This is a genomic window from Haloferax sp. ATCC BAA-644, assembly GCF_000336975.1.
Lineage (GTDB): Archaea > Halobacteriota > Halobacteria > Halobacteriales > Haloferacaceae > Haloferax > Haloferax volcanii.
In genome coordinates this window covers 248,498-268,595 of the sequence record NZ_AOLF01000013.1, presented here as the reverse complement: position 1 = coordinate 268,595, position 20,098 = coordinate 248,498, and the positions used below count along the sequence as shown (strand labels likewise).

20 protein-coding genes and 1 tRNA gene are annotated in these 20,098 nt (G+C 67.2%); 15 read left to right on the top strand and 6 right to left on the bottom strand.

The features are described 5' to 3' along the window. Positions 1 to 41 precede the first annotated feature (41 nt). Positions 42 to 584, bottom strand: a complete 543-nt coding sequence (locus C458_RS05115) for a tRNA (cytidine(56)-2'-O)-methyltransferase (RefSeq protein WP_008573793.1) — start codon at positions 582 to 584, stop codon at positions 42 to 44. Positions 585 to 719: 135 nt separating this feature from the next. Here C458_RS05115 and C458_RS05110 point away from each other — a divergent pair, with 135 nt between their 5' ends. From C458_RS05110 to C458_RS05100, 3 genes are all read left to right on the top strand, one after another. Then, on the top strand, positions 720 to 1,667 hold the full coding sequence (locus C458_RS05110; RefSeq protein ID WP_008573792.1) for an NAD-dependent epimerase/dehydratase family protein: 948 nt from the start codon (positions 720 to 722) through the stop codon (positions 1,665 to 1,667). Between the two features lie 138 nt (positions 1,668 to 1,805). Continuing rightward, positions 1,806 to 2,552, top strand: coding sequence for a DUF2797 domain-containing protein (locus C458_RS05105; RefSeq protein ID WP_008573791.1), 747 nt, complete (start codon positions 1,806 to 1,808; stop codon positions 2,550 to 2,552). Positions 2,553 to 2,609: 57 nt separating this feature from the next. Further along, positions 2,610 to 3,044 (top strand): hypothetical protein, encoded by a 435-nt coding sequence (locus C458_RS05100; RefSeq protein ID WP_008573790.1) that lies wholly within the window; start codon positions 2,610 to 2,612, stop codon positions 3,042 to 3,044. Between the two features lie 27 nt (positions 3,045 to 3,071). On the opposite strand, the gene C458_RS05095 is transcribed toward C458_RS05100, so the two are convergent. Together C458_RS05095 and C458_RS05090 are read right to left on the bottom strand one after the other, a co-directional pair. Next, positions 3,072 to 4,178, bottom strand: coding sequence for a glycosyltransferase family 4 protein (locus C458_RS05095; RefSeq protein ID WP_008573789.1), 1,107 nt, complete (start codon positions 4,176 to 4,178; stop codon positions 3,072 to 3,074). A 99-nt stretch (positions 4,179 to 4,277) separates the two neighbouring features. Then, on the bottom strand, positions 4,278 to 5,339 hold the full coding sequence (locus tag C458_RS05090) for a glycosyltransferase family 4 protein (RefSeq protein WP_008573788.1): 1,062 nt from the start codon (positions 5,337 to 5,339) through the stop codon (positions 4,278 to 4,280). A 109-nt stretch (positions 5,340 to 5,448) separates the two neighbouring features. Between C458_RS05090 and C458_RS05085 the strand changes: the two genes are divergently transcribed. From C458_RS05085 to C458_RS05075, 3 genes are all read left to right on the top strand, one after another. Then, entirely contained in the window at positions 5,449 to 5,724 is a 276-nt protein-coding gene (locus C458_RS05085; protein WP_008573786.1) for a ribonuclease P protein component 4, read from the top strand. Between the two features lie 111 nt (positions 5,725 to 5,835). Beyond that, positions 5,836 to 6,084 carry a YhbY family RNA-binding protein gene (locus tag C458_RS05080; protein ID WP_004043775.1) on the top strand — a complete coding sequence of 83 codons (249 nt, stop codon included), beginning with the start codon at positions 5,836 to 5,838 and terminating at the stop codon, positions 6,082 to 6,084. Then, a complete protein-coding gene (locus tag C458_RS05075; protein ID WP_008573783.1) occupies positions 6,081 to 6,989 on the top strand; it encodes a mechanosensitive ion channel family protein in 909 nt (302 codons plus the stop codon). Before C458_RS05080 ends, C458_RS05075 begins: the two co-directional genes overlap by 4 nt. 81 nt (positions 6,990 to 7,070) lie before the next feature. Here C458_RS05075 and C458_RS05070 read toward each other — a convergent pair whose 3' ends face one another. Together C458_RS05070 and C458_RS05065 are read right to left on the bottom strand one after the other, a co-directional pair. Continuing rightward, positions 7,071 to 7,883, bottom strand: a complete 813-nt coding sequence (locus tag C458_RS05070) for an HD domain-containing protein (RefSeq protein ID WP_008573780.1) — start codon at positions 7,881 to 7,883, stop codon at positions 7,071 to 7,073. A gap of 81 nt (positions 7,884 to 7,964) precedes the next feature. Next, entirely contained in the window at positions 7,965 to 8,465 is a 501-nt protein-coding gene (locus C458_RS05065; protein WP_008573778.1) for a redoxin domain-containing protein, read from the bottom strand. A 259-nt stretch (positions 8,466 to 8,724) separates the two neighbouring features. Between C458_RS05065 and tatAt the strand changes: the two genes are divergently transcribed. From tatAt to C458_RS05020, 9 genes are all read left to right on the top strand, one after another. Next, the gene (gene tatAt, locus C458_RS05060; protein WP_004063801.1) at positions 8,725 to 9,006 is read left to right on the top strand and encodes a Sec-independent protein translocase protein TatAt; all 282 of its coding nucleotides are present in this window, start codon (positions 8,725 to 8,727) and stop codon (positions 9,004 to 9,006) included. A 78-nt stretch (positions 9,007 to 9,084) separates the two neighbouring features. After that, positions 9,085 to 9,157: transfer RNA gene (locus C458_RS05055), tRNA-Arg, on the top strand. A 490-nt stretch (positions 9,158 to 9,647) separates the two neighbouring features. Further along, a complete protein-coding gene (locus C458_RS05050) occupies positions 9,648 to 12,968 on the top strand; it encodes an ATPase, T2SS/T4P/T4SS family (protein ID WP_008573774.1) in 3,321 nt (1,106 codons plus the stop codon). Then, entirely contained in the window at positions 12,969 to 15,011 is a 2,043-nt protein-coding gene (locus C458_RS05045; RefSeq protein WP_008573770.1) for a type II secretion system F family protein, read from the top strand. It abuts the gene before it with no gap. Further along, positions 15,011 to 15,550 (top strand): hypothetical protein, encoded by a 540-nt coding sequence (locus C458_RS05040; RefSeq protein WP_008573768.1) that lies wholly within the window; start codon positions 15,011 to 15,013, stop codon positions 15,548 to 15,550. The genes C458_RS05045 and C458_RS05040 overlap by 1 nt, the downstream gene beginning before the upstream one ends. After that, positions 15,544 to 16,179, top strand: coding sequence for a hypothetical protein (locus tag C458_RS05035; protein ID WP_008573766.1), 636 nt, complete (start codon positions 15,544 to 15,546; stop codon positions 16,177 to 16,179). Before C458_RS05040 ends, C458_RS05035 begins: the two co-directional genes overlap by 7 nt. Further along, on the top strand, positions 16,167 to 17,168 hold the full coding sequence (locus tag C458_RS05030; RefSeq protein WP_008573764.1) for a hypothetical protein: 1,002 nt from the start codon (positions 16,167 to 16,169) through the stop codon (positions 17,166 to 17,168). The genes C458_RS05035 and C458_RS05030 overlap by 13 nt, the downstream gene beginning before the upstream one ends. Continuing rightward, on the top strand, positions 17,165 to 17,623 hold the full coding sequence (locus C458_RS05025; RefSeq protein ID WP_008573761.1) for a hypothetical protein: 459 nt from the start codon (positions 17,165 to 17,167) through the stop codon (positions 17,621 to 17,623). Before C458_RS05030 ends, C458_RS05025 begins: the two co-directional genes overlap by 4 nt. Beyond that, positions 17,620 to 18,390, top strand: coding sequence for a hypothetical protein (locus C458_RS05020; protein WP_008573759.1), 771 nt, complete (start codon positions 17,620 to 17,622; stop codon positions 18,388 to 18,390). Before C458_RS05025 ends, C458_RS05020 begins: the two co-directional genes overlap by 4 nt. A gap of 60 nt (positions 18,391 to 18,450) precedes the next feature. Here the strand turns inward: C458_RS05020 and C458_RS05015 are convergent, their stop codons facing one another. Then, complete coding sequence (locus tag C458_RS05015) at positions 18,451 to 19,962, bottom strand: hypothetical protein (protein ID WP_049897021.1); 1,512 nt, start codon at positions 19,960 to 19,962, stop codon at positions 18,451 to 18,453. Positions 19,963 to 20,098 lie beyond the last annotated feature (136 nt).

The following is a 20,098-nucleotide window of genomic DNA, read 5'->3' as shown; positions in this document are numbered from 1 at the left end:
CGGGCAGCGGAGAACCGCAAGCGGGCGCGCCGACGCTCCGATTACTCCTCGTCGGCCGGGACGACTTTCTTGCCCGTCGCCATCGGAACCACCCGGTTTTCGGCGTCCTCCCACTCGCGGTCGAGTTCGCGCCCGTCGAACAAGCGGTCGAGGAACACCGCGAGACCCGCGACCTCCGAGTGCGGCTGGTTCGTGACGCCGACGTTCCAGTCGGCTCCCTCGTACACCTCGAAGGGGACTTTCTCCCCGCCGACGACGACGAGGAGCGGTTCCTCGGCGTGCGCCTCGCGGATGTCGGCTTCCACGTCCTGAACGCGCTCGCCGTACATCGTGAGGTGGACGACTTTCCCCGCCCAGTTGCGGATGACGCCGTTGAGCGCCTCGGTGAGTTCGACCTCGAAGGGGCCGCCGAACCGGCCCGTGATGTCCTCGACCGTCTCCATCGAATGGCCGGCGTTGTCCGGGAGGATAACCCGGTCAGCGCCGAGCGCGCGGGCCGTCAGGCCGACGTGCGTCGTCATCCGGTCGTCGCGCCCCGGTCGGTGTCCGTACCGGAGGACGGCGACCTCGGGTTCGTTGTGCATGTCTCTCCGAAGACGGCGGGGGAAAGTGGCGCTTTCGGAACGCGGGCGGCGCGGGTCGCGTCGGCGGTCGCCACCGCTGCCCGTCGGCGGCCCGGAGGGGAAACGGACTTATCACTCGGCCGAATCATCTGACTCATGTCGCTGGAACTCTCCGACAAGCGCGTCCTCGTGACCGGGGGCGCGGGACTCGTCGGCTCTCATCTCGCCGCACACCTCTCCGAGGACAACCACGTCGTCGTCGCCGACGACCTCTCGAAAGGCGCTCGGGAGCAGGTCCCCGACGGCGTCGAGTTCGTACAGGCCGACATGACCGACGACGACGACGTCGCCGAGGCCGTCACCGAGGACCTCGATATCGTCTTCCACTTCGCGGCCTACACCGACACGAACTACGGCAACCCTCGACAGCTGTTCGAGGAGAACACCGAGATGACGTACAACGTCCTCGAACGGATGCGGGAGGTCGGCGTGTCGAACATCGCCTTCACCTCCTCGTCGACCATCTACGGCGAGGCCCCGCGGCCGACTCCCGAGGACTACGCCCCCCTCGAACCAATCAGCATCTACGGCTCCTCCAAGCTCGCCGACGAGGGGCTGCTTTCGACGTTCGCCCACTCCTACGACGTCACGGTCTACATGTACCGCTTCGCCAACATCGTCGGCCCGAACCAGCGCGGCAACGTCATTCCGGACTTCATCGAGAAGCTCCTCGAAGACCCCGAGACGCTCGAAATCCTCGGCGACGGCCGACAGGAGAAGTCCTACCTCCACGTCGAGGACTGCATCGACGCGATGTGTCACGTCGTCGAACACGCCGACCGCGACTACAACGTTTACAACCTCGGCACGCGGACGACCACCTCCGTGACGACCATCGCCAACATCGTCGCCGACGTGCTGGACCTCGACCCCGAGTTCGAGTACACCGGCGGCGACCGCGGCTGGACCGGCGACGTACCGAAGATGCGGTTGTCCATCGAGAAACTCTCGGCGCTCGGCTGGGAGCCCGACGGGTCGAGCGACGAGGCGGTTCGCCGCGCCGCCGAGGAACTCGCCGAGGAGCTTCGCGCCGAGTACGAATAGCGCCGACCGACACCCGCGACCGACACCACGGGGCGACACCCGCGACCAACACCGACACCGCGGGGCGACGCCCGGGGCGACCCCGAAACCCGCCCCCGGAGCGAGCCACCTTTCTACCGCGACTCCCTACCCCGGAGCGTGCAGGTCGTCGGCTACGATACCGGAACCCCCGCGCTGTTCGTGAGCGCGAGCGACGGCATCGACTCGGTCGCGCTCGCCCCCGGCACCGAACTCGACTACCGCCTCGGCGAGCGCCACTGCGCGGGCACTATCCACGACGACCGCCACGTCGCCTGCGACAACGACCGCGCGCCCTACTGCTCGGACCACCGCCACACATGGGTCTGCGCGAAGTGCACGGGGACGTGCCTGAAAGACGAGATGGACTGCTACGAGGACCACGCGGTCTACCTCGCGGCGTTCGCCCCCGACACGTTCAAAGTCGGCGTCACCCGCGAGTGGCGGCTCGACACCCGCCTGCGCGAGCAGGGGGCGGACCGCGCGGCCCACGTCCGGACGTTTTCGGACGGCCGGGTCGCCCGCGAGTACGAGGCCGAACTGGCGACCGAGATTCCCGACCGCATCCGCGTCCCGACCAAAATCGAGGGGTTCGGCCGGTCGGTCGACGCCGCGGCGTGGGACGCGCTCCTCGCCCAGTTCGACCCCATCGAGACGTTCGCGTTCGACTACGGCCTCGACCTCGACGGCTCGCCGGTCGCAGAAACCGTCGCCACGGGGACCGTCCGCGGCGTGAAGGGGCGCGTGCTCGTCCTCGACCACCGCGGGACGACCTACGCGGTGGACCTGCGCGACCTCGTCGGCCACGAACTCGACGACGGCGGGACGGACCGCGACCTCCAGTCGAGCCTCGGCGCGTTCGGGTGAGCGGTGCGGTTCTCAGAGACCGTCAGCACTTTCCGGGAGGACGGCCAATTCGCTCTCATGGCTGACGACGAACCCGCAGACGAGACGCAGACGCCCGACGAGGGCGACGACGGCGAAGAGGAGAAGTCGTTCCGCGAGCGGGTCGAAGAGATTCGACAGCGCCGCGAGGAAGAGCGCGAAGAGGGCGAGCGCCCCGACCCCGAAGAAATGATGGGCGGCGGCGGCCCCGGCGGCATGGGCGGCGGCGGCAACCCCTTCGCGCAGATGATGAGCGGCATGATGGGCGGCGGCGGCCCCGGCGGCATGGGCGGCGGCGGCATGGGTGGCGGCCCCGGCGGTATGGGAGGCGGCCAGAGCGGCCCGCGCGACCCCGAAAAGGGAAGCGGCAGCGACGAACAGCTCGTCCGCGAGGTCCGACAGCTCCGCGACGAGGTCCGCGACGTGAACCGCGAACTGCGCCGCATCGCCGACGCGCTCGAAGACCGCGACTAACGCGGTTTCGCAGTCGGTCTCGCTGTTTTATTTCGACGCCAATCGGTCGTAGAGCGCCGCGAGTCGGTCGACAGAGCGGTCGACGCTCACCTCGTCGCGGCGGTCGAGACAGCGCGCGCTGAGTGCCTCGCGCTCCGCGAGCGCCCGCCGAATCCCGCGGCGGAAGCCCTCCAAATCCCCGGACTCGTAGTGATAGCCGGTCACGCCGTCGAGGACGGTGTCCTCCAGTGCGCCCTCGTTGACGCCGACGACGGGCGTCCCGCAGGCGTTGGCCTCCAGCGCGACGAGCCCCTGCGTCTCGACGGGGCTCGGGAAGCAGAACACGTCGAGCGCGGAGTAGAACGCCGGCAGCTCCTCGCGGTCGAGGAAGCCGAGGAAGTGCGCGTCCGCGCCGAGGTCGTCGGCGAGGGCGACCAGTTCCTCGCGGGCGGGGCCGTCGCCGCCGAAGACGAGCGTCGCGTCGAGGTCGGCCGCGGCGCGGACGAGTTCGTCGAGGCGCTTCTCGTAGCCGTGCCGACCCGTGTAGCCGATGAGCGGGCCGTCACCGAGGTCGTAGCGCCGGCGGAAGTCGCCGCCCTCGACGGGTTCGAACCGCTCTGCGTCGATACCGTTCGAGAGGACGACGATTTCGGCCTCGACGCCGACCTCGTCGACCAGGCGGCGCTCGGCGTCCTCGCTCGGGACGATGACCGCGTCGGCGCGGTCGAAGAACCACCGCTCGTAGCGCTCGGCGGTGCGCTCGACGCCGCGCTCGATAGCGCCGACGGAACTGAGGTACTCGGCGTACTCGCCGGTCGGGGTGTGGTAGGACGCCACGAGCGGGAGGTCGCGCCGGCGGGCGAGTCGGAGGCCGGCCAGTCCGAGTCCGAACGGGGTGTGGGCGTGGACGACATCCACGTCGTCGACGGCCCCCGGAATCCGCGGCGCGCCGATTCGAATCCCCTCGTAGAACGGGAAGGGGAGGCTCCGGACGCCGTACTCGCCGGGTTCGGGGTCGTAGTCGTCGTCCGCCGGGAACACCACGTCCATGCGGCCGCCGCGGCGGTGCCACCGCTCGCGCCACGTCTGAATCGTGTAGGTGACGCCGTTGACGGTCGGCAGGTACGTGTCCGTGAACGCGGCGACCGACTGCATGGCCGTTCGTGCGACTCCGACGGGATAAACCGTTGTGACTTCCCGCTGGACTGTCGTGTGTTAGCGTGCCAACTTCCAGATAGCCGAGTATCTCGCCGGTCAGCCTTCGAGTCGCCCGGCCAGCGCGTCCTCGTACGTCTCGACGAGTCTGTCGCCGACGCGGTCGAGACTATGCTCGGCGGCCGTCTCGCGGGCGTTCTCGCCGAGTCGCCGCCGGAGGTCGGGGTCGCGGGCGAGCAGGTCGAGCGCCCGGCGGAACTCCGCGTCGCTCGAACATTTCAGGCAGTCGTGACCGTGGGTGTAGAACTCCTCGAACACCGGGATATCGCGGAGGACGACCGCCTTCCCGCAGGCCATCGCTTCGAGGACCGCGATGCCCTGATTCTCGTTTTTCGTCGCGAAGAGGTAGACGTCGCCCGCGCCGAACGCGCCGCGGATGTCGTCTACCCAGCCGGTAAACGTGACGTTCTCGGGGGGGTTTTCGACCCAGTACCGCACTTTCTTCGAGGCGTGCGGGCCCGTGTCGTACGGGCCGAACCACGCGAAGTCGTAGTCGGTCTCCTGCGCGAGCGTGCAGAACGTCGTGAGGCCCTTGCGCTCGAAGACGTTGCCGACGGTGAACACGGTCATGCCGTCGAGGTCGTATTCGGCCCGGTACTCCTCTCGGAGGTCCTCGAAGCCGTCGAGCGCCTCGGTGTCGACGCCGTTCGAGACGGGGCGAATCGGCGCGTCGACCGGGTAGGATTCGAGGGTTCGCTTCGTGTACTCGGAGGGACAGAGCACCACGTCGGCCTGCGAGTAGAACCATTTGAGGTACTTCCCGAGGGCGGGGGCGACCGCGGTCGACCCGCGGAAGCTCTCGGCGAAGTCCTCGCGGGTGACGTGCGAATGGAGGACGAGCGGGATGTCGTTACGCTTGGCGTGTCTGGCCACGGCGAGCGAGCCGGGACCGATGAGGTTGCAGTGGGCCACGTCGTAGTCGCGGACGACCCCGTCGCCCCGCAGGAGGCTCGCGGCACTCGCGGCGACCGACTCGGGCCACGGGGAGGTGACGACCTCCACGTCGGTCGTGGCGAGGGCCGCCCGCTGCTGGTCGGTGGCGGTGCCGATGCCGCTGCGTTCGAGTTGCGAGGCGAACTCGAGGTAGTTCAGGACGCGCACAGTCGCCGTTTTTCCGGCCGGGGTATCACAGTATCGGCTTCGGTTCCTCGGTGTCGGTCCCGCGTCGCGGTTCGGAACGTCTTTGTCCGGGCCGCTCGCCCGAACGTGTATGAACATCGCGGAGGAGCGCATCGACCGACTCCACGCCCTCGCCCGCGAGGCGGCGAGCGACCGCGACCACGACCGCGCCCGAGAGTACGTCCGCCTCGCCCGTCGCGTCGCGGAGCGGAACCGCTGCGGCCTCCCCAAAGCGTTCCGCCGGTTCACCTGCGACGACTGCGACGCCTACCTCCGCCCCGGCGTCAACGCCCGCGTCCGGACCCGCGCCGGCGGCCACGTCGTCGTCAGGTGCGACTGCGGGGCGACGGAGCGCTATCCCTACTGACCGCCCGACGGCGATTTCGGCAGAATCGCCCCGTTCCCGCGTGTGTACGACAACCAAACGGCCGCCAAAGCCTTACTATTGAAGCCCTCTGGCACATAGTGGAGGCCACACATGAACACGCAGGAGCTTCGGAAGGAGGCCCACGACCTCGACGTGACCGTCTGGGTGGGTAAGAGCGGCATCGAATCGGTGGTCGGCGAACTCAACGATCAGCTGGCAGACCGGAACCTCGTGAAAGCGAAGTTCCTCCGGGCGGCGCTCGGGGGCACGACGGTCGACGAGGCCGCCGCGGATCTCGCGGAGCGCGTGAACGCGGACCTGATAGAGACGCGGGGGAAGACAGCGGTCTACCACCGATGAACGCGCTCGTAGTCCCGCTCCAACTGCAGGGTGACGGCGGTGCTGTCGGCCGGATACTCACCCAGCAGAACGTCCCGTACGCCGAGACGCTCGGGACGCTCTTGGGTCTCGTTCTCGGCTTCGCCGTCGTCTACATCGTCGGCAAGGCCGTCGTGTCGTCCGCGCTCAACCGCGTCCTCGACCGGCGCGGCGCGGACGAACACGCGAAAAAGCCCCTGATGAAAATCGCGACCCTCGTCGTGGCGTTCGTCGCCCTCGGCGCTGGGTTCGCGTTCGCCGGCCTCGGCAACATCCTGCAGTCGCTCGCCACCATCGGCGCGGCCGCGACGCTCGCAATCGGTTTCGCCATGCAGGACGTCATCGCCAACTTCGTCGCCGGCATCTTCATCTTCACCGACAAGCCGTTCCGCATCAACGACTGGATTGAATGGGACGGCAACTCCGGTATCGTCGAAGACATCTCCTTCCGCGTGACGCGGGTTCGCACGTTCGACAACGAACTGCTCACCGTGCCGAACTCGCAGCTCACCGACGGCGTCATCAAAAACCCCGTCGCGAAGGACAAACTCCGCTTGCAGGTGCCGTTCGGCATCGGCTACGACGACGACATCCAGCAGGCGACAGACATCATCCTCGACGAGGCCGAAGCGCACGACGGCATCATGACGACGCCCGAGCCGTCGGTCAGGCTGACCGAACTCGGTGACTCGTCGGTCACGCTCAAGTCGCGCATCTGGATTTCCCAGCCCAGCCGCGCCGACTTCGTCAAGACCCGCGGCGAGTACGTCACCGCCGTCAAAGAGCGGTTCGACGAGGAGGGCATCGACATCCCCTACCCGAACCGCACCCTCAGCGGCGAGCTCTCGGTCGGCGGCGCGGAGCGCCTCGCGCAGTCCAACGACTGAGGCACACGACCGACCGCGGGGGCCGCCCCGCCCGGTTCACACACCGACTCGCCTTTTTCATACCCGATTCGACAGCGCCGCTTAGAGCTCGATGCGCTCGACGAGCCGGTCGTCGGACTTCGTGTTGACCGCGACGATGCGGACGTGGTCTTCGAGGCCCGAGCCGTCGAGTTTCGCCTTCAGGAGGTTGTCGACCTGATAGACGCCGGCGGCGTTGAGCATCTCGATTTCGACGAGGACCGCCGACTCGTCGCCGGGCTTGAGGACGACGTCCTTGATGGCGCGACTGGAGAGCGTGTTGATGCCGCGGCCGCCCTTCTCGTAGGGGATGCGCGACCGGCCGCGCTCCATGTCGAGCGCGTCGGCGACGCGGATGACGCCGGCTTCGAGCGTGAGCGGGTCCTCCTCGCGGTGGTGACAGAGGATGGCGTGAAGGACTTCGGCCTTGATGCGGACCGCGTCGGCGAGGTCGTAGAACTCGGGGAGGAAGCGGTCGAGCACGTCCGACGCGAGCGGAATCGAGTAGTAGGCGTGGTTGTCGCGGTGGACGATGTGACCGATGTCGTGGAGCTGCGCCGCGAGGGCGATGATGACCGCCTCGTCGGCCTCGTCGAGCCCCTGTTCGGCCGCGCCGTTGAACTCGCAGCCGCCGGCCTTGAGCAGGTCGTACAGCCGGAGTGCGCGGTTGAGAACGATTTCGATGTGCTTCGGGCCGTGGTCGTTGTAGCCCTTGCGCGTCACCGCGTTGACGTTCTGCGCTTCGAGGAGCGTCGTCACCTCCTCGTCGTCGAGGAGCACGGGGAGCACCTCATTGAGCTTCTCGTCGGGGAAGGCGTGGTCCGCCTCGGGGTCGTAGACGCGGCCGCCGTTCAGGGTGTCTTCGGTATCGCTCATGACCCGCAAGGTAGTCGCACGGAGAGAAAAGGACTTGGGCTCCGAATCAGGTGCGCTACCACGTCACGCTGTGTCTTGGTCCTACGCGGCCTCGCTCGGCTCTTCGAGTTTTCCGGCGGCGGCCTCGACCGCCTCGTAGTCGGGTTCGACGCCGGGGTCGTCGCTGACCCACGCGTAGGTGACCTCGCCGTCGCCGTCGACGACGAACACCGCGCGCTTCGCCACGCGGTTGACGCCGAGGCCCGCGAAGTCCATCGCCACGTCGTAGGCGTCGACGAGTTCGCGGTTCGTGTCGCTGATGAGGCCGAAGTTGAGGCCGTTCTGCTCGGCGAACTCCGTCAGCGTGAACGGCGTGTCGATGCTGATGCCGTACACCGTCGCGCCGACGTCCTCGAAGTTGGCCATCTGGTCGCGGAACGTGCACATCTCGGTGGTGCACGTCCCGGTGAAGGCCGCGGGGAAGAACGCGAGGACGATGGGCGCGTCGTCGAGATTCTCGGAGAGCGTGAACGACTCGATGTCGCCGTCGATGTCGGTGAGCGGTGCGGTGAAGTCCGGGGCGGCGTCGCCGACTGATACCATACGGAGGCATTCGACTCCGCCCACATTATTTCACCGTCGGCGGAAATTCAGGGGAACCGCCGACGGCGGACTCGCCGGTCGCCGCCGCAGCGGCCGACCGACTGCGCTCGACACACCGGCCACAAGCTTTTCGTAGGAGTGACGCGCCGAGACGCGTCGATTCGGCGGATGCGGGCGTTCCGACGCGCCGATATTCCGTCTTTCCAGAACCCGTAGAAGGCAAAAAGCCTATAATTGCCACTAGGTAACGCAGAAATAGATGTTCGAGACCATCACCCCACTGTTCCCGGGTCTCCCGGGCGGGCCCGAGCTGCTCGTCGTGCTGCTCATCGTCGTCTTGCTGTTCGGCGCGAACAAGATTCCGAAGCTCGCTCGGTCCTCCGGGCAGGCCATCGGCGAGTTCCAGCGCGGGCGCGAAGAGATCGAAGACGAACTGCAGGACATGACGGGCGACGACGACGAAGACGAAGACGACGCGACCAGCGAGAGTTCCGCCGACTCGGTTTCGACCGACTCGGTTTCGACGGAATCGTCGAACTGATCACAGCTCACTTTCTCTCTTCTGTCCGCCCAGCGCGAACCACGCGATTTTTGGCCGATCCTGAGAGACAGCGCCGTGGGGCGTGTGGCCTAGTGGACAGGGCGAGAGGTTCCTAACCTCTCGATCGCGGGTTCGAATCCCGTCACGCCCGCTTCTCTCACTGCGTTCGTTCAGCGGGCGTTCCTGAGTCCCACTCGCTTCGCTCGCGGGACTCCCGTCACGCCCGTGGAGACCGCCGAGTGACAGCGAGGCGTGTCGGAACGCCCGTACGGGATTCGAATCAGGGAGCAACTCGCAGAGTTGCGACCGAGGTTCGAATCCCGCCACGCCCGCTTCTCTCACTGCGTTCGCTCCGCGGCCGTGATGGACATCGCAAACGCTCCGTGTTTGCTCAATCCCGCCACGTCAGACTCTCTTACGTCGTTCCTGACGCTGCCGTTCCCGCGTTCCACTCGTTTCACTCGCGGGACTCACGCCACACGCCGACTCTGCTGGGGATAAACCCCTACTTTAACGGCGCGTCCGGGCGGTGTCCAGAACCGACTACATATAAACGAGTATAAAAATAGAACTTAAACAGACCTTAAATTGTGAGTTAATTGGGAAAAAGACTTTTCCATCGGCCCGAATACCCGGTGACAATGGCAACCGACGACGCCGACGGCGGAGACCAACAGGCGTTATCCGGTGATGTGACGTCGCCGGCGGAGAGTGACGCCGCTCCGAAGCAGGCGTCGAACGCGCGCGTCGGGTCGTACACGTGGGCCGACTTTCTCGACGAGTACGGGAGCGACGGCGATGTCGAATCCCTCTACGGGACCGACCCGCGGACGCAACGCGACGCGCCCGGCACGTCCCGGTGGGAAGACGACGACGGGTCGGCGTCGACGCCGACCCGGGCCGACTGGGACCGCGTCGACCTCGACCCCGAGGAGTATCTCGACTGTCACCCGGTCGACGTGGCGGCGTTCGTGGGCGATCGCGGCGCGCACGCGAAGAACCTCAGTGAGCAGTTCGAAGCCTTCTGCGACCCCGAGACGACGCCCGTCGTCAAGGGCGTCTGGCTGTGGGAACACTACAAACGCGAGTACTACTACGAGGACGACGGCGCTCGCCCGCAGGATTCGGCGGGCGAAATCGTCCCCTTCGACGGCGAGGCGGCGCTGGGCTTCGACCCCGACTACATCGAGAACGCGGTCGCGCGGGCCGGCCAGCGCGCCGGGGAGCTGGCCGCTGTCGTCGACGAACGAACGGTCGACGTCGACCCCGAGTTCGACGAGGACGCGTTTTTCTCCAGCGTGGACGGCACGACCACGCTGGCGAACCGCTACGACCTCGAAAAGGCCGTCCCGATGGAGAAGAAGACGCACTTCCGCGAGGTCGAACGCTACTGGGTGAACAAGCCCTACGCGTTCGTCATCGTCTTCCACTCCGTCAAGGAGAACGAAAAGAAGTACTACGTCGTCGAACCGCACCTGAACCGCATCGAAGACGACCTGACGGAGTTCCTCACGAACAAGCTCCGAACCGCCATCAAGTACGGCGACGACAGCGTCGTCGAGGGCGGCCGAGACAACCGCGGGCGGGTCATCGAGGCCGAGACCTACGAACTGCTCTCGCGGTACGACCTCTACGACCCGCCGGCGTCGGCGTCTGCGTCCGCGGCGGCCGGAGACGACGGTTCGACCGCCGCCGCGGCCGCTGACGCTGACGGCGCGGCGGAGTCGTCGGGCCTCGCGTCCCGGCTCGGACTGGGCGGTCTCTTCGGCGGCGGCAACGGCTCGTCGGCCGACGGTTCGACGACCGCCACGACTTCCGGGCGGTTCGGCGGTCTCGGTTCTCGGTTGGGGCTGAACTCAGTCTTCGGCGGTCGCGCGCGAACCGCCGACGAGGACGACCCGCTCGGCGGCATCGACGGCATCGCCGCCCGGCCCGAGTCCGCGGTCCTCGCGGACGACGCCGACGTCCTGAACGACTACCAGGTGCGGAAGCTCCAGTACTACCTCCGTCGCGACTTCATCGGCTACGAGCGCATCGACGGCATCAAACACGACATCAACGTCGAGGACATCTCCTGCGACGGCTACAACTCGCCGGTGTTCGTCTACCACTCCGACTACGAGCAGATCATCTCGAACATCTACCACGGCGAGGGCGAACTCGACGACTTCGTCGTGAAACTCGCCCAGCGCTCCGGGAAGGGCATCTCGAAGCGCCGCCCGCAGGTGGACGCGACGCTCCCCGACGGGTCGCGCGCCCAGTTGACGCTCGGCCGCGAGGTGTCGGACCACGGGACGAACTACACCATCCGCCAGTTCAAGGACGTTCCCTTCACGCCAATCGACCTCATCAACTGGTCGACGTTCTCGCTGGAGGAGATGGCGTTCCTCTGGCTCTGCATCGAGAACGACAAGAGCCTCATCTTCGCCGGTGGGACTGCGTCCGGGAAGACCACTTCGCTCAACGCCGTCTCGCTTTTCATCCCGTCGAACACGAAAATCGTCTCCATCGAGGACACCCGCGAGGTCGAACTGCCCCAGCGCAACTGGATCGCCTCCGTCACCCGGCCGTCGTTCGCGGACGACGACAAGGGCGACGTGGACGAGTTCGACCTGCTCGAAGCCGCCCTCCGCCAGCGCCCCGACTACATCGTCATGGGCGAGATTCGCGGCGAGGAGGGGCGGACGCTGTTTCAGGTCATGTCCACGGGTCACACCACGTACACGACGTTCCACGCGGACTCGGTCGGGGAGGTGCTCAAGCGGTTTACGACCGCGCCCATCAACGTCTCGAAGACGATGTTCACCGCCCTCGACCTCGTGTCCATCCAGACCTCGACGCGGGTCGGCGGCAACAAGGTGCGCCGGAACAAATCGCTCACCGAAATCAACCACTACGACCCCGAAAACGACGAGATTAACGTCCAAGACGTCTATCAGTGGCAGGCCGAGACCGACGAGTTCCTCCAGATGGGCTCGTCGAACACGCTCGAAGAGATCAAGTTCGACCGCGGCTGGAATCAGGAGACGGTCGAACTGGAGATATTCAAGCGACAGGTCGTCCTCGCGTACCTCATCGACCGCGGGCTCAACACCTACACGCAGGTCGCCGCGACGTTCCAGGCGTTCATCAACGACCAGGACACCATCCTCGGGCTGATGGCGACCGACGACCTCGAACGCAGTCTCGAAGACCTCCGGGAGATGGAATCGGTGCACATCAACATCGACCCCGACAGCGAGGCGATGGTCCCCCGGCCCGACCCGCCCGAACACGTCCGGCAGTTGGCGAAGGATATCCTCCGCCGGGCCGAAGACGAACTGTTCCCCGACTACCGCGACCGCGACGTGGGCGAGGTCGCCGAGGCGCTCAACCACATGCGCGACGCCCCGGACGTGGAGGCGACCCCCGGCGAGCGGGACGAACTCGACTCGCTCGACGCGTCGAGCGGCGACCCAGAACTCGACGAGGGGCGCGACCGGGCCGAACTGGACGCGGGCGACGACACGCCCGAAGTCGACGGCGACCGCGGCCCCTCGTCGCTTGACGGCGAGAGCGAGACGCCGGCGCTGGAAGCGGGACGCGACGCCGACGAGGGCGACACCGACGACACCGACCCTGACGACACCGACGCCGACGACGAACCGGGAGGTTTCGGAGACGACGACGGCCCGTTCGGGTTCAACGACGACGGCGTCTCGTTTTCCGACCCCAACGACGGCGCAGACCTCGACGACTTCTTCGGCGCGTTCGGTATCGAGGGGGAATCGGAGTCGGGAGCGGAACCGGGGCCGGAATCGGGGTCGGTGTCCGGGTCGACCGCGGACCCGGACGACGAACCGAGCCGAAACGACAAGGGGGGCCACGAAGACGAGACGTGGGGCGGGTTCGAGGCGGTCGATGCCGACGACCCCCCGGACGACGCGGACGAGCGCGGCTCCGACTCCGGCGAGGGAGCGTAGATGAGCAATCTCGACTCGAAGACCTCGGGCGGGCTCGACCGCAGTACCGACACCCTCGGAGACGCGTTCTACCCGCTGTTTCAGCTCCTCTTCGACGAGGACGGAGAGTTCGTCTCCGACATCGAAACGAAACTCCAGCAGGCCCGGATGCCCGACACCGTCGAACTCTACCTCTCGCGAGCGCTCGCGGTCGGCGTGCTCGTCGGCCTCGTGTCGTGGCTCGTCGGGATGCTCGTCGGTTACGGCGTCTTCGCGCTCGGGCTCGTCTCGGCGGACTCGGTGAGCCTCGGGATTCCGGTCGGGAGCGAGGCCACGGCGGACACGCTCCGGTCGCTCGCGATGCCCGCGGCGGTCGTCGTCTCGGGGTTCGTCTTCGGGTCGCTCGGCTTCGCCGGCGGGTTCGGGACGCTCGTCGCCATCCCGTACTCGACGGCGTCCGCCCGCAAACGCGAGATAAACATGCTCCTGTCGGACGCCGTCTCGTTCATGTACGCCCTCTCCGTGGGTGGGCTGAACCAACTGGAGATTCTGGAGGCGATGGCCCGCGCCGAAGACACCTACGGCGAGGTCTCCCGGGAGTTCCAGAGCATCGTTCAGGAGACGGAGTACTTCGGGACCGACTACCGCAACGCCATCCGCCAGCAGGCGCTTTTGACCCCCTCGGACGAGCTCTCGCAGTTCCTGACGGACATGCTCTCTATCGTCAACTCCGGCGGCGACATGCAGGGCTTCCTCGACGACAAGAAGGACAAGCACCTCCGAACCGCCAAACAACAGCAGGAACAGACGCTGGAGACGATGGAGCTGTTCGGCGAGATGTACATGACGCTGTCGCTGTTTCCGCTGCTTCTCATCATCATCCTCGTCATCATGAGCATGCTCGGGGAGGCCCAGTCGAGGCTGCTGTACGCCACGGTCTACGGCCTCATCCCGCTCACCGGCGTCGGCTTCCTCGTCCTCGTCTCGACGGTCAAACAGGACGAAATCGGTGACGGCTTTCTCAGCCCCGACGACGAGAGCGACCGCCTGCAAGGCCAACAGCGCGAGGGGCTCGTCCACATGGGGCTCGTCGAGAGCTACGTCGGCGAGTTCAGCCTCTTTTCGCGCATCAAGTCCCGCGAGGGGACGTTCAAGACGAAGGAGCTCCTGCGCCGCCCGCACCTGTTTTTCAAGCGGCATCCGCTTTTCACTCTCGCGCTGACGGTGCCGGCGGCGCTCGCGCTCCTCGGCGTCTCCGTCGCCGGCGGGGCCGCCCCGACGACGTGGGACGGGATGATTGCCAACCCCGTCTGGGGGACGTTCATCTGGTTCTACGTCCCGGTCTACCTCGTCGCGGTGCCGCTGACCGCCTTCCACGAGTGGAACGTCCACTCGCGGGCGGCCATCACCGGGAAGCTCTCCGACAACCTCCGCAAGCTGTCGAGCGCGAACGACACCGGCCAGACGCTCCTCGAATCCGTCAAGACCGTCTCCGACACCTCCTCCGGGAAACTCGCCGACGAGTTTGAGGTGATGCACGCGAAGGTCCACTACGGGATGAGCCTCAAGGAGGCGCTCGTCGAGTTCAACAACAAGTATCACATCCCGCGGCTCGCCCGGACGGTCAAACTCATCACGAAGGCCCAGGAGGCGTCGAGCCAGATTACCGAGGTGCTGACGACCGCCGCCCAAGCCTCCGAGAACCAAGACGACATCGAGCGCGAGCGCATCTCGCGGACCCGGATGCAGGTCGCCATCATCCTCATGACGTACGTGACGCTGCTCGCGGTGATGGCCATCCTGAAGACGCAGTTCCTCGACGTGATGGCCGGGCTCTCCTCGCAGGCGTCGAGTTCCGGCGGCGCGACGACCGGCGGCCCGAGCTTCGGCGGCGGCATCGACCCCGACCTGCTGTCGCTTCTGTTCTTCCACGGCGTCACCATCCAGGCGATGCTCTCGGGGTTCATCAGCGGCTACATCCGCAACGCGGACCTCCTCTCGGGGGTCAAGTTCGTCGTCATCCTCCAGACGCTGTCGCTCGCGGTGTGGATGGTGGTCGGCTGATGCGGCGACGCGGTCGGCGCGGGGCCGGCGACCGCCGCGACGCCGACAGCGACCGCCGACAGCGACGCGAGACGAGCGGTCGGAGCGCCCGCGCCCAGACGACCATCGACTTCGCCGTCGGCGTCGGCATCTTCCTCCTCGCGGTCGCGTGGGTCGTCGGCACCATCCCGCAGATTCTCGACCCCTTCGAGGCCGAACAGGACCGCCCGCTGGTCGCCAACCGCGCCGCCGACTCGCTCACCCAGCGCCTGCTCGTCGACGACGAGAACCCCGACGTGCTCGACCCGGTCTGCACCGAGGCGTTCTTCGACGGGGACTCGCCCGACGAGCCCCCCGGGGACTGCGACTACGGCAGCGCCGACCCCAACACCGCGACCGGCATCGGCGCGTCCTACGGGCTCAACGTCACGCTCTCACAGAACAGAAGCGTCGTCGAGACGACCGGCGAGCCGGTTCCGACCACCCGGAGCGTCGTCACCGCCCGGCGGGCCGTCCTCCTTGACGGAGAACTCCACGAGCTATCGGTGAGGGTGTGGTGACCGTGTCTCGCGCACAGGCCCACGCGCTCGAAGCCATCGTCGCCGCGATGGTGCTTCTCGCCAGCGTCACGTTCGCGCTGCAGGTGACCGCGGTGACGCCCCTGACCGCGAGCACGTCGAGCCAACACATCGAAAACCAGCAGGCCGCCGTCGCCGACGGCGTCCTGACGGCGGCCGCCGAGACCGGCGCGCTGAAGCGAACGGTGCTGTTCACGCACCCCGAAAACGGGAGCTTCTACGACATCGACGCGCGCGGCTACTACGTCGACGGCGGCCCGCCGACCGCCTTCGGGGCGATGCTCGACGAGTCCTTCTTGGACCGCGGCATCGCGTTCAACGTCTACCTGCACTACCTGCGCGACCGGGAGGTCAGGCGGACGACCCGCCTCGTGTACATGGGCGAGCCGAGCGACCACGCCGTCTCGCGGACCCGGCTCGTGACGCTCGCTGACGACGACGCGCTGACCGAACCGGGCACGTCGCCGGGTGGCGACCCCCGCGCGGTCGAAACGCGGAAGACGCTCGGTTCGGTCGCCGCCGAGACCGACGAGACGTACTTCATACAGGACGGGAGCGCGGGGCCGCTCTACGCCGTCGTCGACGTGGAGGTGGTCGTATGGCGGATGTGACCGACGCGGTCGAGCGCGCGAGCGACGCGGCTGACGACCCCCCGCGTCTCGGCGGCGACGACCGCGGCCAGCTGATGCTCGTCGCCGCGCTCGCAATCGCGGTGCTCCTCGTCGGCCTCGCGCTGACGCTCAACACCGCGATTTATACGGAAAACCTCGCCACGCGCACGACCGACACGAACCTCGACGGCGCAGTGAATCACGGCGGCGCAGTCGAGGCGGGAGCGGGGACGCTCCTCGACGAGGTCAACCGCGAGGGCGGCACGTACGGCGAACTCGCCGACGGGTTCGACGAGACGCTCGGCAACTGGAGCGACGGGGCCGCGACGCTCGCCGCAGTCAGGGGGGCCGCGACGGACGCCTCGTACGTCGACCACGCCGACCCCGTCGAGGGGACGCGAATCTCCCAGTCCGACGCGGCGCGGAACTTCACGGACAGGAACGAGACGGCCGACTGGACGCTCGCGAGCGATGTCGGCGTCCGCGGCGTCCGGTTCAACGTCTCGCGCGACTCGCTTTCGACGTCGAACGCGTCGTCGTTCCACCTCGTCGTCGACGGCGAGACGAACGCGGTCGAAACCGCGGTCTACCGCGACTCGTCTCGGGTCTTCGTGACCGTCGAGGACGCCGGTGGCGTGGAGACGACTTGTAGCGTCGCGGCCGACGCGGGTGACTACGTCACGATTGACGTCGCCGATGGCCGACTCAACGGGACCGCTTGCGACCCGCTCGACGCGGTCCACACCGACCTCGACGGCCCGGTCACGGTCTCGTATCGGAACGCGGCGGAGGCCGAGGGGACCTACGAACTGTACGTGAACGAGACGAACGCCACGGTCTTCGACGCGACGAAGTACGAACCCGCGGGAAGCGGGTCGTCGCCGGTCGCACAGGAGGCGCTGTACGCCGTCACCGTCTCGTACGTCTACGAGTCGGGCGAGACGTACGTCTACCGAGAGCTTCGGGTCGCCCCGGGTGAGATTGCGTGACGCCGCCGACGCTTCCGGACGACCGGGGAGACCGCGGCGTCTCGACGGCGCTCGGCTACGTCCTCACGCTCACCATCACGGTCGTCCTCATCTCGGGGCTGCTGGTCGCCGCCGGCGGGTTCGTCTCCGACGAGCGCGAGCGAGTCACGGAGACGGAACTCGACGTCGTCGGCAACCGGCTCGCGGCCGGCATCGAATCGGTCGACCGAATCGGGGCCGCTCCCGGCGAGTCCCGGGTCGAGGCGACGGTTCGGCTGCCACCGAGGGTCGCTGGAACGACATACACCATCGAGGTGCTGCCGGCGTCGAACGAACTCGTACTTACCTCGACGGACCCCGAGGTGACAGTCCGCGTTTCCGTGGAGACGGAGACCTCGCTGGTCGCGAGCCGGGTCGACGGCGGCGACGTGACCATCACCTACGACCCGGCCTCGGGCGTGGAGGTGGCGTCGTGAGCGACCGCGCCGTGAGCGACACGCTCGGGTTCGTCTTCGTCTTCGCCATCGTCCTCTCGATGGTCGGCCTCGTCACCGCCGTCGGGATGACCGGCCTCCAAGACGCCCGCGACGTCGAGCGCGTCAACAACGCCGAACGCGCCCTCGACATCCTCGGGGACAACATGGAGGACATCGCCGACCGCGGCGCGCCGAGTCGGGCGACCGAGGTGAAGCTTCAGGACGCCAGCCTGACGCTCGATCGCCCCGTCGAGTTCGTCGTCTCCGGCGAGCGGACGGGAGACCCGTCGGTCAACTTCACCAACACGTACGAGGTGTCGCCAATCGTCTACGAGAGCGATTCCAGCGACGAGCAGGTCGTCTACGCGTTCGACGCGCTCTTCCGGACCCGCGGCGACACCGGGACGTTCGTCCGACGACCCTCGCTTGTGCTCACCGACGAGCGGGTGTTGATTCCGGCGTTCGTGACGCGGCCCGACGAGGAGGCGACGACCGCCGTCGGCGGGTCTGGGACGTTCCTCATCCGGGCCGACAAGGCCGCGAGCGACGTGTTGGCCGCGCGGACCGAGGGCTCGTACGACGTGAACCTGACCGTTCGCTCCCCGCGGGCGGCGCTCTGGGAACGAGAGCTATCGAGCCGCCCCGACGTGACCTGCGACGGTGTGGTTGAGCCGCCGGACGCGTACCCGAGCGTCTCGTGTTACGTGAACGGGACGGCCCGCGTTCACGTCGTCTCGACATCGGTTGACATGACGTTCGCCGACTGAGTCGAAACCGGACCCGGACCCGACTCGGACCGCGACCGTCGGGTGGGCGGGCGGACCCGCTCACTCGACGTCGACTTCGACCTCGTTCTCCGTGACGTGCAGGAAGGTGATGAACTGGCCGCCCTCGGCTTGGTCGTAGTCGAGTTCGCCGCGCGAGCCGGACTCGTCGACGCTCTGGCTGTTGCCCGGCCCGTCAGTGACGGTCAGTTCGAACTGCGGCGCGGCGAGCGAGAAGTAGTGGTTGACGACGAACTCCATCGAGGCGGTGTCGCCGTCGGCTTTCGAGAACGTCTGGCCGCTGTCGGCGGCGTGCTCGTCGAAGGTGACGCTGTCGTAGGCCTCGCCGTCCGTGATCTCGGGGGCGAACTGCCACTTGTTCTGGTTACCGAAGCCCTTGTCCGACTGAATGTCGCCGTAGGTCATCAATTCCGAACTGGTGAAGTCGACGCTGAGTTCGGGGTTGCTCAGCGAGCAGTCGATGCTCACCGCGTCGCTCGTGTCCGGGTCGAGGTCGGTCGCCTGCCAGCCGTGGTACTTGCCGTCTTCGGTGGCGTAGTAGAGCGTCAGGTCGAACGTGCCGTCGTAGCTACCGCCCTTGCACTTGTCGTCCGCCTGTACGTGGAGTTCGAGGTCGCGCTGGTCGCCGTCGTAGTACATCCCCCACTCCATGTTCTGGAGGTGTTGGTCGTTCGAGAGCGTGAGCGTGAACGCCGAGACGTTGTGATTCCCGGCCATTCCGCGCACGTCGACCGAGGTGCCCTCGTTCGGCATCTGGAACTCGCCGACGAGGCCGAGGGTCTCCAGTTCCACGCTCGCGGTTTGGTTGGCGTCATCGACCGTCACGGTCCCCTCGCTCCGCGACTCGAAGAACCCCGCCCACCCCCGGTAGTGGTCGCTGTGGACCGTCACGACGATTGTGCCGTTACTGACCGGGTTGTCGTAACTGCCCGCTGTCTCGTTGTACGCCGCCGTCTCGTTCGGATAGATGCTCCGGGCACGTTTGGTCGCCGCGACCCGCGCCGACACGTCACCTGACGACGACCCGTCGCCGGAGACACGGACGACCGGGAGCGTCAGCGTCGCACCGCGGTAGTGGAACTCCGGCGGCGAGACCATCGTCGTCCCGCCGCCCTGCGTGCGCCAGACGCCGCCGCCCTCGTAGGCGATGCGGGCGTCGCCGTTGCGGTACTCGACGCTCCCGAGCGATTCGTTGTAGAGTTCTTGGTCGTCGCCGGCGTCGGTGTAGTTCTTGTGCGTGATGCTCAGTCGGCCGCTGTCGTCGTCGACGACGTAGGAACCGCCGCCGGTGCCGCTGAGGTCGACGTACTGCGTTTCGCCCTCGCCGAGCGCGGAGATAGCGACCCGCGAGTCGAACAGCGTCATCGAGTGCTCGGCGCGCGTCAGTTGGGACGCCTGTTCCGTCTCGTCGAGGGCGGTGCCCCCGAGCGCGACGACGGCGGTCGTTCCGGCGACCGTCACCGCTAACAGGAGCACCACCGCAATCGGTGAGGTCTGCGCCGTCCGGTCTCTGACGACGCGGTAGACCAGTGGAACCCGGGGGCGACCGCTCATTACCTACCTGAAGGAGATGCGGGGTGAAAACGTCGCGGGGTACCTGACAGTCCGGTAAGTAGACTCGTTCGAGAGACGTGTTCACGCGACCGTCGAGCAGAACAGTGGACTCGTCGGAAGTTCAGAGAGACATTAG